We start from the raw sequence: 15,445 nt of genomic DNA on the forward strand, positions 1-15,445 counted from the left end.
CGGAATCCCCGACAAATGCTGTCTCGACAGTTCGTCCGGGAGAACCCAGAAGTCGTCCGCGAGGCGCTCGCCGACAAGGGCGTCGACGTGGACCTCGACCGGATACTCGACGTCGACGAGGAGTGGCGAGACCTGAAGAGCCGCGGCGACGACCTCCGGCACGAGCGCAACGAGGTCTCCTCGAAGATCGGCGAGCTGAAGGCCGACGGGAAGGAGGAGGCGGCCCAGGAGGCGATCGAGCACTCGCAGGAGCTCAAGTCGGAGCTGCAGGAGATCGAGGAGCGCGCCGACGAGCTGGAGGCCGAACTGGAGGCGTCCCTGCTCGAGCTCCCGCAGATTCCGGACGAGTCGGTGCCGGTCGGCGCCGACGAGTCTGAGAACCGGGAGCGGCGCCGCGAGGGGTTCGACGACATCCGCGAGCTCCCGGCCGACGTGGAGCCGCACTACGACCTGGGCGAGGAGCTCGAGATCCTCGACTTCGAGCGCGGCGCGAAGGTCGCCGGCGGCGGCTTCTACGTCGCGAAGGGGGACGGCGCGCGGCTGGAGCACGCGCTGATCCAGTTCATGCTCGACGTGCACCGCGAGCAGGGGTACGAAGACGTGTTCCCGCCGATCCCGGTCAACTCCGCGTCGATGCGGGGAACCGGCCAGCTCCCGAAGTTCACCGAGGACGCCTACCGCGTCGAGGGCACCAACGAGGAGGCGTACGACGACGACGACCTCTGGCTGCTCCCGACCGCGGAGGTGCCCGTCACCAACCTCCACCGCGACGAGATCCTCCTGGGCGAGGACCTCCCGCTGAAGTACCAGGCGTACACGCCGAACTTCCGGCAGGAGGCCGGCGAGCACGGCACCGAGACGCGCGGCATCGTCCGCGTCCACCAGTTCAACAAGGTGGAGATGGTGAACTTCGTGCGGCCCGACGAGAGCGACGAGCGCTTCGAGGGGCTCGTCGACGAGGCCGAGGAGGTGCTCCGACGCCTCGAGCTCCCGTACCGGATCCTGGAGATGTGCACCGGCGATCTGGGGTTCACGCAGGCGAAGAAGTACGACATCGAAGTGTGGGCGCCGGCCGACGACATGGACGAGGGCCCCGCACGGGGCGGCCGCTGGCTGGAGGTCTCCTCGGTCTCGAACTTCGGTGACTTCCAGGCGCGCCGCGCGGGGATCCGGTACCGCGAGGAGCACCACGAGTCCGCGGAGTTCCTGCACACGCTGAACGGGTCGGGGCTCGCGGTCCCGCGGATCGTCGTCGCCATCCTGGAGTACTACCAGAACGACGACGGCACCGTCACCGTTCCCGAGGCGCTGCGCCCGTACATGGGCGGCACGGAGGTCATCGAGGGCCACGACGCGGTCGGCGAGTCGAAGCTGGGCGGCGAGTAGGCGTCCTCCGCCGAACTCGTCACCGCCGCTACTTGTTTTCGAGCGCGTCGAGGATACACGCGGAGGCGATGACCGCCTCCTTCGGCACGTCGCTGGCGTCGTCGATGGTGACGGTGTAGGCGTCGCGCAGGGAGAACTTCCCCTCGATGTCGCCGACGTGGTCGCCGTCGGCGTCGAATATCTCGTACTTGTTCGGGACGAGGTTCGCGGCGCCGACGAGGTGCCGGAGCGCCGCCAAGAGCTTGTTCTTCGACCGAATCGTCGCCAGCGCCTCCCCGGTCTCGGGGTCGCGGATCGTCCAGTTTTCCATGAACAGCGAGTAGTCCTCGTCGAGGACGACGACCTCCTCGCCGGTGCCCGCGTCGGTGATCGCGTAGTTCCCCGCGATGTCCATGATACCGCCCGCCTTCACCGAGAACGCGTCGTCGCCGTCGCCGGTGACGAACGGGAACTCCTCTTTCAGTTTGAACAGCTTCTGTTTCCCGCGCAAGACGACGTCGCCGGCGCCGTCGCGGACGGTGTACTTGTTTCGGACCATCGACTGCGTCACCTCGTATCGGTCGCCGTCGAGGTCGACCGTGGAGATGTCGTACGTGCTCGGCGCGGACGGGGACCTGGAGGGATCGGTCATGGGTGTCGAAGCGCGTCACCGCCGGAAAAACCTCCCGCTCTCCCGACGGCGCCCGCGCCCGGACGCGGTGGCTCAAGCGATCGCCGTAGCCTTCGGCACACCTTTTTCGCCGGCGCGCCGTCGTGACGGTAATGTCTCGACTCGCGCTCGTCGCGATCGGGTGCCTCGTCGTCGTCGCCGGCTGCCTGTCGGGCGGGGCTCCGGCCTGCCCCGAGATAGGACCGGACGGCGAACGGGTCGACGATCCGGTGTGCCCTGACCAACAGGCGGGCGGCCTCTCGCTGTCCCTCGAGCGGGACGGCGAGACCGTCCGCGTCACCGCCACGAGCGTGGGCGAGGAGGCAGTCCCGGTCAACCCGGACCGGTGGGCAGTCTTCCGGAACGCCGCCGGCTCGGGAGCAGACGCGCCCGAGTGGCGGACGGCGGCGAACGCGCCGGCGGGAACGCACAACCTGACCGTGATCGAACTGGCACCCGACGAGACGCAGACGTGGGAGCTCCGCTACGATCCGACCGCGTCGGACGCGTCCGACCGCCGCGACGCGGTGCTCGACCGGTCGGGCGAGTACGTCTTCTCGCTCCGGGCGAACGACCGGACCTACGTCATCCCCTTCCGGATCACGGAGTGAACGACGGCGTCAGCCGACCGATCGAGGGGCTCCGCGTCTGCGGCGCGGCGTAGCAGTTCGGTTCCGCTCTACCGCCGCACGACGGGGTCGACCCCGGTGCGCCTCTCGGCTTAGTTCGGTTCCTCGCTCTGCTGCTGTCGGTGGTGGCGGCGGAGGACTCCGACTTTGTTCGCCACCGCGGCCGACAGGTCGCGGAACGCCGCCGCGGCGTCGCCGTCGTCACTGGTCACGATCGGCTCGCCGTCGTCGGCTCCCGCGCGGACGGCCGGATCCAGCGGCAGCGATCCGAGGTACGGGACATCGACCGAATCGGCGAGCGTCCGGCCGCCGTCCTCGCCGAAGATGTCGTGTGTGTCCCCGCAACCGGGGCAGACGAACCCGCTCATGTTCTCGACGACGCCCAACACGTTCGTCTGGTACTCCCCGAACATCTGAACGCCGCGGCGGGTGTCGCCCACGGCGACGGACTGCGGTGTCGTGACGACGACCGTCCCCGTGACGGGGAGGTTCTGCAGCACCGTCAACTGGACGTCGCCGGTCCCCGGCGGCAGGTCCACCACGAGGTAGTCCAGGGATCCCCACGACACGTCCTCGAAGAGGTCGGTGAGCGTGTTCTGTGCGACCGGTCCGCGCCAGACGACCGGATCGTCCTCGTCGATCAGCAGGCCGACGCTCATCAGTTTGAGCCCGTGAGCGGTCGGCGGTTCGATCCGGTCCTCGCCGTCGACGGTCGCCACGTCCGGGTCGGCGTCGGCGCCGAGCATCTGGGGAACGTTCGGGCCGTACACGTCGGCGTCGAACAGCCCGACGTTCGCCCCGCGGTCGGCGAGGCCGGCGGCGAGGTTGACGGCGACGGTGCTTTTCCCGACGCCCCCCTTGCCGGAGGCGACGGCGATCACGTTCTTGACGCCCGGCAGGACCGACGACTCGGCGGCGTCGAACAGCGGCACGCTCGCCGAGAGCTCGGTGTCGATCCCCGCGCCGTCGGCGACCTCGCGGACGCGCTCCGCGATGGCGGCCTCGTCCGGCGCGTGCGGCGCGCCGAGCGCGAGCTCGACGGCGGCGGTCCCGTCCTCGACGGCAACGTCGGTGACGAGGCCGGCGCTGACGATGTCTGTACCGAGCGCCGGGTCGTCGACGGCGCGGAGGCGATCGCGGAGGTCTGCGTCTGAAATGTCGGTGGTTGTCATTGGTCGTGTGGTTACGCGGGTGTGGTTTCGGACGGCCGGTCGTCGGCGTCGACGACTTCCTGTGCGTCCCAGGCGGTGAACGTCCGCGCGAGGCGAGCGATCGCGGCGAAGACGCCTTCGACGGTGTCGCGGTCCGCGACGGCGTCTTCGAACCGGTCGATCCACCCCAGCCGGGAGAGCGTCCGGGCCTGGAGGTCGCGGACCGCGTCGAGGCTCCCCTCGCGTCCGTCGCCCTCGAGGAGCGCCGCCTCCCGCTCGCAGAGCGCGCGCATGAACTCGAAGGAGGCGGCGACGTGGTCGGGGATGTCGTCGCCCCGCTCGGGCGAGAAGCCGGCGGCGGCGTACAGCTGCGCCATGTCGGCGGCCGGATCGCCGAGCAGTTCGCCGGCCTCCCCGGCGGTGTGGTACCGGGAGTCCGACTCGAACTCCTCGCTCGGGTCGACCGCGTGGGCGGACGCGAACGGCGGAACGTAGTGGCGTCCCGGCACGACGAACAGGTTGTCGTACCCGATCTTCAGCGACTCCGCGTCGTGGCCGTCGCCGCGGAGGTTCGCCGTCGCGATGTCGATCGGGAACGCCTCGGCGACGGCCGCGAACGCTTCCCCTTCGAGCGCGGCAGCGATCGTCTCGGCCTCGCCGTCGAAGGTCGCGGCCAGCAGGCCGTATAGCCGCGCACGGGCCGTCGCAATCGCCGCCTCGTCGAGGGTGTCGGGAGTGGGTCCGGACATGCGGATCACCGCCGCTCCACGTCGACGAAGGCGTCGTACTGCGCGTTGCTCCCGCCGACCAGGTCCGAGAGGCCGGTGTCGCCGAGTCTCTCGTCTAACGGCTGGATGTGGTTGATCGCGAAGCCGGCGTCGCGGCCCTTCGCGTACCCGGCCTCCTCGCTCATCGGCTCGTCGAACTGGTAGTCGCTGTGGCCGTCGGCCTCGACCGCCGGCTGCGTTTCGCCGTCGATCGTCTCGGCCGTCGCCCCGTCACCGGTCCGGCCCCAGCCCCACATCGCGCCGACGACGCCCGGACGGATGCCGCCCGTGACCATCGCGACGCCGTCGACGGTCTTGCGACCGGCGTCGATGGCGATCTCGTCGCCGTTCTCGATGCCCCGCTCCTCGGCGTCCTGAGCGTTGATCCACAGCGGGTTCTCGGGACGCGTCTCCCGGAGCCACGGGCTGTTCTGGGTGCGGTGCATCCCCTGGGTCCGCGGCTTCCAGTTGATCAGCCGGAACGGCCGCTCCCGGTCGTCGTCGCCGCTCACCGCGGCCTGTACGGTGCCGTCGTAGTGCTCGACGTCGTCGACCTTCGGAAGCGGGTCGAACCGCTCGCCGGTGAAGGAGTGTTTCCCGTTCGGGACGACCTCGCTGTAGAAGTCGACCCGCGACCCGAGTTTGTACCGCATGTGATCGCCGTCGTAGGCGTTCGAGTCGTCCCCGCGCTCGGCGTAGTCGTAGCCGTGACCGTGCTCGGCGAACGCCTCGTCGTAGCCCTCGGTCGGCTCCTCGAAGCGGCCGCCCCGGTTCAACACGGTGACGACCTTCGGCCACTCCTCGTCGGTGACCGCTGCCTTCCAGCGGTCGAGGTCGAACCCCTCGCCGAGGCCGCTCTCGTGGCTCTCCCGGAACACCCGTCGCTCGTCCTCGCTCGCGTCTTCGACCGGGTCGCGGCTATACGCGATATTGGCGGCCAGCTTCAGGTAGAAGTCCTCGGCCCGTTCAAGCGGCCACAGGTCGCCGTTCGCGTCGGGGATGGCACCCTCACCAACGCCGGGCAGGTCGAGCTCCGACCACAGCTCGATGAGCACGTCCTCGAACGGACGCGCGTTGGGGACGACCGACACCGCCGGCTGACTGATCTTCTCGTCGGCCAGCCGCTTGTTCGGGTACGTCCCGAAGTTCTCCCACCGTTCGAGGTAGGTCGGCTCCGGCAGGATGTAGTCGGCGTACCGGCTCGTCTCCCCGATGACCGTGTCCGAGGCGACGATCAGCGGGATCGTCTCGGTGTCTTTGATGATCGCCGGGATCTCGTCGCCGCCGGCGACCGCCATCACGTGGTTGTTCGAGTAGGGCCGGATGAACAGCGCCTCGACCCCGTACGGGTACTCGTCGGCGGCGCTGCCGTAGAGCTCTTGGGTCGCCTGCGGCGGCGCGACGGGGAACCACGGCCGCTTCGCCGGGTAGCCGTCGTCGCGGTCGAACAGCGAGGTGTCCTCGTAGTTGACGCCGCCCCGGAGCAGGGGGATCCCCCACGGCGAGTGCCCGTCCGGGACGGAGCCGAGTTCGTACCGCCCGGACATGGTGTCGTAGCCCGCGTACGGCGTGATCTGGCCGCCCTTCCAGTCGTAGTTCCCGATGAGGTGCTGGAGGGTGGCGATCGCCCGCGTGTTGTAGAAGCCGTTGGTGTGCTTCGCCGGGCCGCGGTAGGCCATGATCGCCGCGCGCTTGCCGTGACTGGTGAACTCGTCCGCGATCTCGGCGATCTGGTCGGCGGGCACGCCGGCCATCTCGGCGTACTCCTCGACGGTGTGTTCGAAGACGCGCTCGCGGTACTGGCTCCAGACGCTTCGAACCGCCCTCCCGTCGACCGTCACGTCGACGTCGAGGACCGCCGTGTCGACCTCGCTCGCGGGGCGCGGCTCGCCCGTCGCCGCGTCGACGGCGACGAAGTCGTCGGCGGTGTCGGCGTCCTCCGGAACGAGCCCGAGGTCGCCGGCGCGCGCCTTCGGTCCCGCCGGCTCGTCGACGAGGACGAGGTGCGTCGCGTCGCTCCACGTGGGCTCGTCGTCGTCGCTCGCGGCCGACTGCGACGGGTTCTGGAGGTACGTCAGGTCGTGGCGGTCGTTCTCGATGATCCACCGCGCCATCCCGAGCGCGAGCGCGCCGTCCGCGCCGGGTTCGACCGGCACCCACGTGTCGGCCTTCTCCGCGGTCTTCGACAGCCGCGGGTCGACGACGTCCATCCGCATGCCGTCCTCGATGGCGTTCGTCAGCTTCGGCGCGAGCCACGTCGGCCCCTTGTTGGCGACCATGGGGTTGGTCCCCCACGCGATGAGGTACTCGCAGTTCTCGATGTCGGGGTACTGCCGCTTCTTCTTGGCGCCGTGGGAGCGGACGTTGCCCATCACGCTCGAGACCCCGCAGGTCCCGGCGTGGTGGATGCTGTTTATCGATCCGAGCCCCTGGTGCCAGAGCCGGTTTCGAATGAAGTTTCGGCGGAACCCGCCGACGTCGACGATCTGGTTGGACTTCGGGCCCAGATCGGGGTGGTCGGTGTCGATGAGGTCGTCCGCGTACTTCTCGTCGAACTCCGACTTGGACAGCTCGCCGTTCTGGACGGCCTCCCAGTCGCTCATCACCGCCTCCTGCGGGGCGTATCCCCAGATGTCTTCGAGTCCGGGGTGGCCGAGGTCGTCGTCGCCCTCGACGATGTCCTGAATCGCCTGCTCCCACGAGACGGTCTTCCACTCGCCCGAGCCGCGCGGGCCGACGCGCTTCATCGGCTGTCGGACGCGGTAGCTGTCGAAAGCGGTCTGGATGCCCGCCTGTCCCTTCAGGCAGATCCGGCCGCCCGAGAGCGACCACCGATCGGTGTCGACGTCGCCGCTCCCCTCGACGTCGCCCATCGCCACGTCCTCCGGATCGCTCTCGTAGGGCACCTGCGAGAACGGCTGCGTGTTGAGGAACGAGTACGGGTTCCCGGCGAGCTTCCGGACGAGCGAGCTGTACTCGCCGGTGCCGCTCCCGTCCGCGAGCTGTACCTTGATCGGGCAGAACGTGTTACACTGGCCGCAGGTGGTGTGTATCACGTCGCTCGCGCCGTACTCGCCGTACTCGTCGCCGACGTAGTGGTGTTCGTCGTCCGTCCACAGGTCGTCGACGTCGACCTCGACCGCGGCGTTGCTCGCCGCCGCGATGACTCCGATACTCCCGGCCGCCTTGACGAAGTCGCGGCGCGAAATGCCCGCGCCGTCCTCGCCGGAATCGTCAGTACTCATTCGTGGTCACCTCCAGAGAGCGGGGTCAGCGGAAGCGTCTCCGCACCCAGCGTGTACAACAGCAGGCCGACGCCGATCATGCCGACGCTCGTCCCCCACTCGACGAGGGTCGGGAAGTAGGACCCGTGGGGGAGCCCCTCCATCACCGGCATGACCTGCGCCGGAACGACGATGTTGAACCGCACCGCGATGATTCCGATGACGACGCTCAGTCCGGCCAGCACCATCACCGACGGCGTGCGCCGCCAGGACCGCTTGCTTAACAGCACCATCGGGAACACCCAGCTGAAGCCGATCATGAACCACCAGAACGACCACGACATCGGGCCGTACATGATCACCTGCCAGGTCTCGATCTCGTGAGGGTGGAGGCTGGCGATCGCGATGAACGTCTCGATGGCGGTCAGGGCGGCGTCGACGATGATGAACCCGATCAGCAGCTGTGCGAGCCGATCGAGCAGGTCCGGATCGACCGAATCGCCGTCGAACAGTCGGGTCCGAAGCACGTAGATCATCATCACGAGCGCGGTCCCGCTGAGCAGCGCCGAGACGACGAAGATCACCGGGAACAGTCCGCTGTTCCAGTACGGACGGGCCTTCGAGACGGCGAACAGCACGCCGGTGCCGCCGTGGACCATGAAGATCGCCAGCGGGATGCCGACGATGCCGGCCCGCTTGAGCCAGCGCTGGTCGAACGCCTGCGACTCCTCGCTCGTGTCGAGTCGGCCGAGCGCGAGCGCCGCGTAGAACCGCTCTCTGAGCCCGGAGGTGCGCTCGGCGACCCGCGCGAGGTCGATCCGCATCGAGAAGTACAGCTCCGTGACCAGAATCCCGATGTAGGCCACGTAGGCGTGGACCTCCCACGAGAGCGCCGAGGTCAGCTGGCGCCAGATGAACGGGAAGTACATCCGGTCCATCCGCCCGAGGTCGATCCAGACGAACAGCAGCGCCACCGCCATGCTGATTATGGCCGCGAACAGCGCCTCGCGGTCGATCCTGTGCATCCCCTCGACCTCGAAGACGTTGGCCATCGTGCTCACGAGGAACGCCCCGGCGGAGAGGCCGACGAAGTAGATGTAGAAGGCGACCCACGCGCCCCACGGGACGATGCTCGTGAGGTTGGTACTCGCCATGCCGCCCGTGAGCCGGAGGTACGTCGCGTACGCGCCGACGGCGACGAGAACGCCGACGACCGCGTACCAGGCGACGCGTAACCTGTCGTCCTCGAACCCCGGATCGAACTCGAAGCGTGAGCGTTGTGTTGACATGGGTCACTTGAGGTAGTAGACGTTGGGGTCGGTCCCCTCGTCCTCTTTCAGTTGGAACGCGCGCGACGAGTCGGCCATCTGTGCGACGTCGCTGTCGGGGTTCTCGAGATCGCCCATGTTCCGGGCGTCGCCGACGCACGTCTCGACGCAGGCCGGCTCCTCGCCTCGCTCCAGCCGATGCGTACAGAAGCTACACTTGCGGATGTTGCCGATCGGCGACTTCCCCTCCTCGCGTGATCCGCGGTCGACGCCGTACTCCGGGCTCGTGATCTCGCCCGCTCCCTCGACCTCGTCGTCGTAGTTCTCGCCGAAGTCGAAGTACCGCGCGCCGTACGGGCAGGCGATGTTACAGTACCGGCAGCCGATACACCGGTCGTAGTCGATGTTGACCACGCCGTCGTCCATCTTGTACGTCGCCGAGACGGGACACACCTGGACGCACGGCGGGTTGTCACACTGCATACACGGGCGCGGGACGTTCGTCCGCGTGACGTTCGGGAACTCGCCGTGTTCCTCCTCCATCACGACGTTGTACGAGACCCCGGGCGGGGTCCGGTTCTCGGACTTGCACGCGACCGTACACGAGTCACAGCCGACGCATTTCTGGAGGTCGATCACCATCCCCCACTTCTCGCCGCCCGTGCCGATCCCCCCCTCGCCGTCGTCGACCTGCGCCGTCTCCGTCGAGACCGTGTCCATCGATCCGACGGCGCAGCTCAGCGACTCGGCCGTCTCCGTCGAGACGGTCTGGTCGCCGGCGTCGACCGCCGGGTTCGGCGTCTCGCGGTACGCGTCGCCGAACTCCTCGGCGGCGGCCTCGTCGTACTTCTCCCAGTACTCGTCGCCGGAGATCTCACCCCGGGCGACGCTCTGGGCGTCTTCGGCCATCGAAACGCCGAGGTCGGTGTCCGCCTCGACGTCCGCGAGCTCCTCCCGCGGGTCGGGCCGTTCGTTCTCCACCATCGCGTCGAGGTCGGCCTTCCCGACGTTCGGGATACCGGGGAGGGTGTCCCCGTCGTCAGCGGTGCTCATCGCCACCACCCGTTGCCAGTCGTCTCGTCGCCGAGCGGTCGGGGCCGCGCCGGCGGGTTGGTCCGGGAACTCATACACGTAAACGTACACAGAGCCCGGTGGAAAGGGTGATACCAATACAGTTTGCCCCGGGTGACTCCCGAAGAGATACCCCATACTCCGGGTACCAATACTGTTTGGATCGGGGGGTCGCTCCCCCGAACGGGTTCGCTTCGCGCCGCGCGCCGCCGACCGCCGACATTATCAACGAGAACTGACACCTCCCGATTATGAACGAATCGTACCGACCGAGACGAACGGTCGGCGGAGCGGCGACGACCGTCCGCCGAGGGGGGCGACGGAGCGCATGAACTGGATCATCGCGCTCTCGATCGGGCTTCGGCTGCTCGGCGTCGGGTACTCGATCATGCTGCTCGCGAGCACCCGCGATCGGCGGTTCGGCTTCCTGACGCTGCTTTTGGCCTTCATGACGCTGCGGCAGCTGCTCACCGTCCGAACGGCGACAACGGGGATCGAGGAGCTCCCCGGGCTCATCGTGAGCGGGCTCACCCTGCTGACGGTGTACTACCTCTCCGAATACATCGACGAGGAGGACGCCGTCAAAGCGCAGTTACAGAGCGCGAACGAGCGGCTCCGAGGGTTCCGGAAAGCCATCGAACACGCCGGTCACGCGATCTTCCTCACCGATCCGGAGGGGACGATCGAGTACGCGAACCCGGCCGTCGAGACGGTCACGGGATACGAACCGGACGAGGTGATCGGCGAGAACCCGCGACTCTGGCAGTCGGGGAAACACGACGACGAGTTCTACCAAGGGCTCTGGGAACAGATCGAATCCGGCTCGGTCTGGGAGGGAGAGCTGACGAACCGCCGGAAATCGGGGGAGCTCTGCTGGATCGACGCGACGATCGCGCCGATCACCGAAGACGGGGAGCCGGAGCGCTACGTCGCGATCGAGCGCGACGTCACCGAACGGAAGGAGCGCGAGCTGCGCATCGAAGACCAGAACGAGCGGTTGACCCTCCTGAACAACACCAACGAGGTGCTCCGTGACGTCAATCGGGAGCTCGTCGCGGCGTCGACGAGAGAGGAGATCGAATCCGAGGTGTGCGAGCAGTTCGCGTCCTCGGAGCTCTTCGACGTGGCGTGGACCGGCGGCCGCGGGCTCGTCGACGGCACCGTCAGTCCGCGCTCGTGTGCGGGGACCGACATCGACTCGCTCCACGGCCATATCGAGGGGCTGTGTGACACCGATCCGACGCCGATCGAAGCGGCGCTCGACAGCTCCCGTCCGGTGTTCACCGAGACGGACGACCTCGCCGGGCGTCCCGGCGAGGCGCACTGCGTCGTGGTGCCGCTCGCGTACCGCGGCGCGGAGTACGGCGTGCTCGTCGTGATGACCCGCAACGCCGACGCGTTCGACCTGATCGAACGCGACATCTTCGCCGAACTGGGTCGCACCGTCGCGGACGCGATCAGCGCCGTCGAGACCAAGCGGACGCTCGCCGCGGACAGCGTCACCGAACTGGAGTTCCAGCTGACCGGGATCGACGAGCCGTTGGCGAACATGGCGGCGCGGCTCGACTGCACGGTCGGCGTCGAGTACGTCGGCGGCAGCGAAGGCGATCGCGTCCAGTACGTCACCGTCGCGGACGCCGAGCCGGAGGCCGTCGCCGAGTACGTCGCCGAGACCGACCGCATCGACGCGGCACAGCACGTCTACACCCACGAGGGGCGCTCTCTGTTCCGGGTCTCGATCGACGAGCGGTCGATCGTCGCGACGCTGGCGCAGTACGGGGCGGGCATCGACGCTCTCTCGGTCGCCGGGACGAGCGGGACGCTGGTCGCCCACGTCGCCAGTTCGAACGACATCCGGTCGGTCGTCGACGCCCTCCAGACGGCGTACGACGGGCTGACGCTCATCGCGCAGCGCGAGCGCGAGCGAGACATCCAGACCGAGGCCGGCTTCCGGAAGCAGCTGGCCGGAGCGCTGACGGACCGACAGCGCGAAGCGGCGCGCACCGCGCACTTCGCCGGGTTCTTCGAGTGGCCCCGCGACCACACCGGCGAGGAGGTGGCGTCGATGATGGACATCTCTCAGACGACGTTCACACAGCACCTCCGCGCGGCCGAAAGCAAGCTGTTCTCCGCGCTGTTCGACGACACCGTGACGGTGTCGTGAACCGTTCGCAGGCCGGATATCCAGTCGGCTACGGCGTCAGCCGGCCGATCGAGGCCCACTCCACGTCGGCGTCGCGGACCCCGCCCTCATCTGCGGTCCCGCCGCGGCCGTCGTCGCCCACCGCGGTCAGCGCGAACACCATCTCCTTGCGGACGCCGCCCGCGAGCCGCACGTCGAGCGAGAGCTCGCGCGGCGAGAACCGGTGATCGGCTTCGACGACGCGAACGAGGTGCTCGGAGTGCGGCAGGTCCTCGACCGTCTCCACGTCGAGGTAGGTCCGGAAGTCCGCGCCGAACTTGAAGCCGGTCTTCGGGACGGCGTCGGCCTCCCGGAGGCGCCTGTACACCGCGAGCCGGCGGTCGAAGCGCTCGCCCTCCACGTCGCGACCGCGGGCGACGACCGCGGCCGCGGGGCCGTCCGCCTCTGTGGCGGCCTCGCCGGCGGAGTGGCCCGCCGCGTCCACCGACGCCGACAGCGAGAGCACGCCGTCGGCCGCGAGCGACGCGGCCTCGACGAGGGAGAGCTGGACCGCGCCCTCGATCGCCGCGGCGCGGCCGGTGAGCGGCTGACCGTAGAAGCCGCGCTCGTAGAGCCCCTCGGGGGCGTCCCAGACGACGACGCGGTCGGCGAGGAGGACGCCCAGCAGGCGGTTCGGCGGCTCGTAGTCGGTCGCGCCAGAGACGCCGCCCTCGGTCGCCGCGAAGTACGTGATGTCCGACTCCTCGTCGACGACCGCGAGGGTGCGTCCCGCGAGTCCGGCCGCCCGGAGCGACTCGCGCTCGCCCACGACCTGCACGGGGTATTTGACGTTCCCCGTGTCGGGCGTCGAGCCGCGCTCGTAGGCGATGAAGTCGACCGCGTCGGGCGCGTCGATGTCGCCGCCCGGCCACGGCTCGCGGGCGGGCGAGAGGTAGAAGCCGCGGTCGCGCAGGTCGGCGTAGACGAGGTAGCGCACCGCGAAGCGGTCGGCCGCGGCGGCGCTCTCGACGAAGAAGCGCTCGAAGCCGGCCTCGTCGCCGTCCGCGTCGATCGTGACCCCCGAGAGGTCCCCGCGGAACAGCAGGTGAGCGGCCTCGACGCGCGAGAGCGCGATCTCGTTGCCCTCGAGCGGGCGACCGTAGCCGCCGGAGTCGTGGAACCGCTGGCGGGCGTCGCCGGCGACGTGAACGGCGTCGCCGCGCAGGTGCCCTGTCGGTTGCATATCGAACGACGGGTCCGGCCGGGGTAAGGGGGTTGCGGTCGGCGACGGGAGCGGACGTTCGGCGGCGGAGGGGCCCCTGCCGGGTAAGGGTAAAGGGTCAGTGGCCGGAACGGAGCGTATGAACGATACCGCCGGCCTCCGGCTCACGGTGCGTGCCGCCGAGAAGCGGGACGCGGGCCGGGGCATCGCTCGGCTCCCCGAATCCTCCCGGAAGCGACTCGGCCTCCTCAGCGGCGACACCGTCGAGATCCGCGGCGAGCGCACCGCGGTCGCGAAGGTGTGGCCCGGCGGCGCGGACGCGCGAGAGAGCTCCGTCCTCATCGACGCCGACACGCGCGCGAACGCCGGGGTGAAGGTCGGAGACACGGTCACGGTCGCTCCCGTCGAGGTCGGGGACGCCGACCGCGTGGTCCTCACCGCGCCCGCGGAGCTCGCCGACGTCGACGTGAGCCGCGAGGTGGTCGAGCGCGCGCTCGCCCGCGACCTCCGCGACCGCCCCGTCACCGAGGACGAGGCCGTCCACGTCGAGCGGCTCGGCGGAATCCGGTTCGTCGTCGCCGAGACGGAGCCGGCGGGCACGGTCCGCGTCACGACCCTGACCGACGTGTCGGTGACGTACGGGGGCGAGGCGGAGTCGCGGTCCGACACGAGCGCCCGGCGCGACGACCGGAGCGCTCCCGCAGCGCGATCGGGAGGCGACTCTCCCGCGGACCGGTCCGCCGGCTCCGCCGGGGGCGACAGCTCGGGAACCGGGACCTCCGGACCCGACGCTCGGTCCGGCGGGAGCAGGACCACACCTCCGGCGGAGCACACCGCGGGCGCGACCTACGAGGACATCGGGGGACTCGACGAGGAGCTGGAGCTGGTGCGCGAGACGATCGAGCTCCCCCTCTCGGAGCCCGGCGTGTTCACCCGGCTCGGGATCGACCCGCCGAAGGGCGTCCTGCTCCACGGGCCGCCGGGCACCGGGAAGACGCTGATCGCCCGCGCCGTCGCCAACGAGGTCGACGCGACGTTCATCACGGTCGACGGCCCCGAGATCATGTCGAAGTACAAGGGCGAGTCGGAGGAGCGTCTGCGGGACGTGTTCGAGCGGGCCAGCGAGGACGCGCCCGCCATCATCTTCTTCGACGAGATCGACTCGATCGCGGGGAAGCGCGACGACGGCGGCGACGTGGAGAACCGCGTCGTCGGGCAGCTCCTCTCGCTGATGGACGGGCTCGACGCCCGCGGCGACGTGATCGTCATCGGCGCGACCAACCGCGTCGACACCCTCGACCCCGCGCTCAGACGCGGCGGTCGGTTCGACCGCGAGATCGAGATCGGCGTCCCCGGCGAGGCGGGACGCCGGCAGATCCTCGACGTGCACACGCGCCGGATGCCCCTCGCCGACGGCGTGGACCTGGACCGCATCGCGTCGCGGACCCACGGGTTCGTCGGCGCCGACATCGAGGGGCTCACGCAGGAGGCGGCGATGACCGCGCTGCGGCGCGCCCGCGAGTCCGACGCCGCGGCCCTCGACGACGTGACCGTCGGGAAGGCCGACTTCGAGGCCGCCCACGCGAACGTCGAGCCGAGCGCGATGCGCGAGTACGTCGCCGAGCAGCCGACCACCGACTTCGCCGACGTGGGCGGCCTCCCGGAGGCGAAAGAGCGGCTGGAGCGCGCCGTCACGTGGCCGCTGACGTACGGGCCGCTGTTCGAGGCCGCCGACGCCGACCCGCCGACCGGCGTCCTGCTCCACGGGCCGCCGGGCACCGGGAAGACCCTGCTCGCGCGGGCGATCGCGGGCGAGAGCGGCGTGAACTTCATCCAGGTGGCCGGTCCCGAGCTGCTCGACCGGTACGTGGGCGAGTCCGAGAAGGCGGTCCGGGAGCTGTTCGACCGCGCCCGGCAGGCGGCGCCCGCGATCGTCTTCTTCGACGAGATCGACGC

11 protein-coding genes are annotated in these 15,445 nt (G+C 69.6%); 4 read left to right on the forward strand and 7 right to left on the reverse strand.

Translation table 11 applies throughout. The features are described from left to right. Nucleotides 1-15: 15 nt before the first annotated feature. Nucleotides 16-1,386, forward strand: a complete 1,371-nt coding sequence (gene serS, locus DJ69_RS16635; RefSeq protein WP_099256641.1) for a serine--tRNA ligase — start codon at nucleotides 16-18, stop codon at nucleotides 1,384-1,386. Nucleotides 1,387-1,414: 28 nt separating this feature from the next. Here the strand turns inward: serS and DJ69_RS16640 are convergent, their stop codons facing one another. Then, the gene (locus DJ69_RS16640) at nucleotides 1,415-2,017 is read right to left on the reverse strand and encodes an LURP-one-related/scramblase family protein (protein ID WP_099256642.1); all 603 of its coding nucleotides are present in this window, start codon (nucleotides 2,015-2,017) and stop codon (nucleotides 1,415-1,417) included. Nucleotides 2,018-2,148: 131 nt separating this feature from the next. Here DJ69_RS16640 and DJ69_RS16645 point away from each other — a divergent pair, with 131 nt between their 5' ends. Further along, nucleotides 2,149-2,646, forward strand: a complete 498-nt coding sequence (locus DJ69_RS16645; protein ID WP_099256643.1) for a hypothetical protein — start codon at nucleotides 2,149-2,151, stop codon at nucleotides 2,644-2,646. A 110-nt stretch (nucleotides 2,647-2,756) separates the two neighbouring features. Here the strand turns inward: DJ69_RS16645 and DJ69_RS16650 are convergent, their stop codons facing one another. From DJ69_RS16650 to DJ69_RS16670, 5 genes are read right to left on the reverse strand one after another with little or no spacing between them, the layout of a single operon-like run. Then, a complete protein-coding gene (locus DJ69_RS16650; RefSeq protein ID WP_180271855.1) occupies nucleotides 2,757-3,836 on the reverse strand; it encodes an Mrp/NBP35 family ATP-binding protein in 1,080 nt (359 codons plus the stop codon). Between the two features lie 11 nt (nucleotides 3,837-3,847). Continuing rightward, on the reverse strand, nucleotides 3,848-4,564 hold the full coding sequence (locus DJ69_RS16655; protein WP_180271856.1) for a TorD/DmsD family molecular chaperone: 717 nt from the start codon (nucleotides 4,562-4,564) through the stop codon (nucleotides 3,848-3,850). A gap of 5 nt (nucleotides 4,565-4,569) precedes the next feature. Next, on the reverse strand, nucleotides 4,570-7,827 hold the full coding sequence (locus DJ69_RS16660) for a molybdopterin-dependent oxidoreductase (RefSeq protein ID WP_099256644.1): 3,258 nt from the start codon (nucleotides 7,825-7,827) through the stop codon (nucleotides 4,570-4,572). Further along, nucleotides 7,824-9,095: an NrfD/PsrC family molybdoenzyme membrane anchor subunit gene (gene nrfD, locus DJ69_RS16665; protein WP_099256645.1), complete on the reverse strand. Its 1,272-nt coding sequence runs from the start codon at nucleotides 9,093-9,095 to the stop codon at nucleotides 7,824-7,826. Before nrfD ends, DJ69_RS16660 begins: the two co-directional genes overlap by 4 nt. Before the next feature lie 3 nt (nucleotides 9,096-9,098). Continuing rightward, nucleotides 9,099-10,127, reverse strand: a complete 1,029-nt coding sequence (locus DJ69_RS16670; protein WP_180271857.1) for a 4Fe-4S dicluster domain-containing protein — start codon at nucleotides 10,125-10,127, stop codon at nucleotides 9,099-9,101. 346 nt (nucleotides 10,128-10,473) lie between these two features. Between DJ69_RS16670 and DJ69_RS16675 the strand changes: the two genes are divergently transcribed. Beyond that, the gene (locus DJ69_RS16675; RefSeq protein ID WP_099256646.1) at nucleotides 10,474-12,309 is read left to right on the forward strand and encodes a bacterio-opsin activator domain-containing protein; all 1,836 of its coding nucleotides are present in this window, start codon (nucleotides 10,474-10,476) and stop codon (nucleotides 12,307-12,309) included. A gap of 28 nt (nucleotides 12,310-12,337) precedes the next feature. On the opposite strand, the gene endA is transcribed toward DJ69_RS16675, so the two are convergent. Then, nucleotides 12,338-13,510 carry a tRNA-intron lyase gene (endA, locus tag DJ69_RS16680; protein ID WP_099256647.1) on the reverse strand — a complete coding sequence of 391 codons (1,173 nt, stop codon included), beginning with the start codon at nucleotides 13,508-13,510 and terminating at the stop codon, nucleotides 12,338-12,340. A gap of 118 nt (nucleotides 13,511-13,628) precedes the next feature. On the opposite strand from endA, the gene DJ69_RS16685 reads away from it, so the two are divergent. Further along, a partial coding sequence (locus DJ69_RS16685) for an AAA family ATPase (RefSeq protein ID WP_099256648.1) occupies nucleotides 13,629-15,445 on the forward strand: 1,817 nt, incomplete at its 3' end.

Origin of the sequence: Halorubrum persicum (genome assembly GCF_002727125.1) — an archaeon.
GTDB classification, from domain to species: domain Archaea; phylum Halobacteriota; class Halobacteria; order Halobacteriales; family Haloferacaceae; genus Halorubrum; species Halorubrum persicum.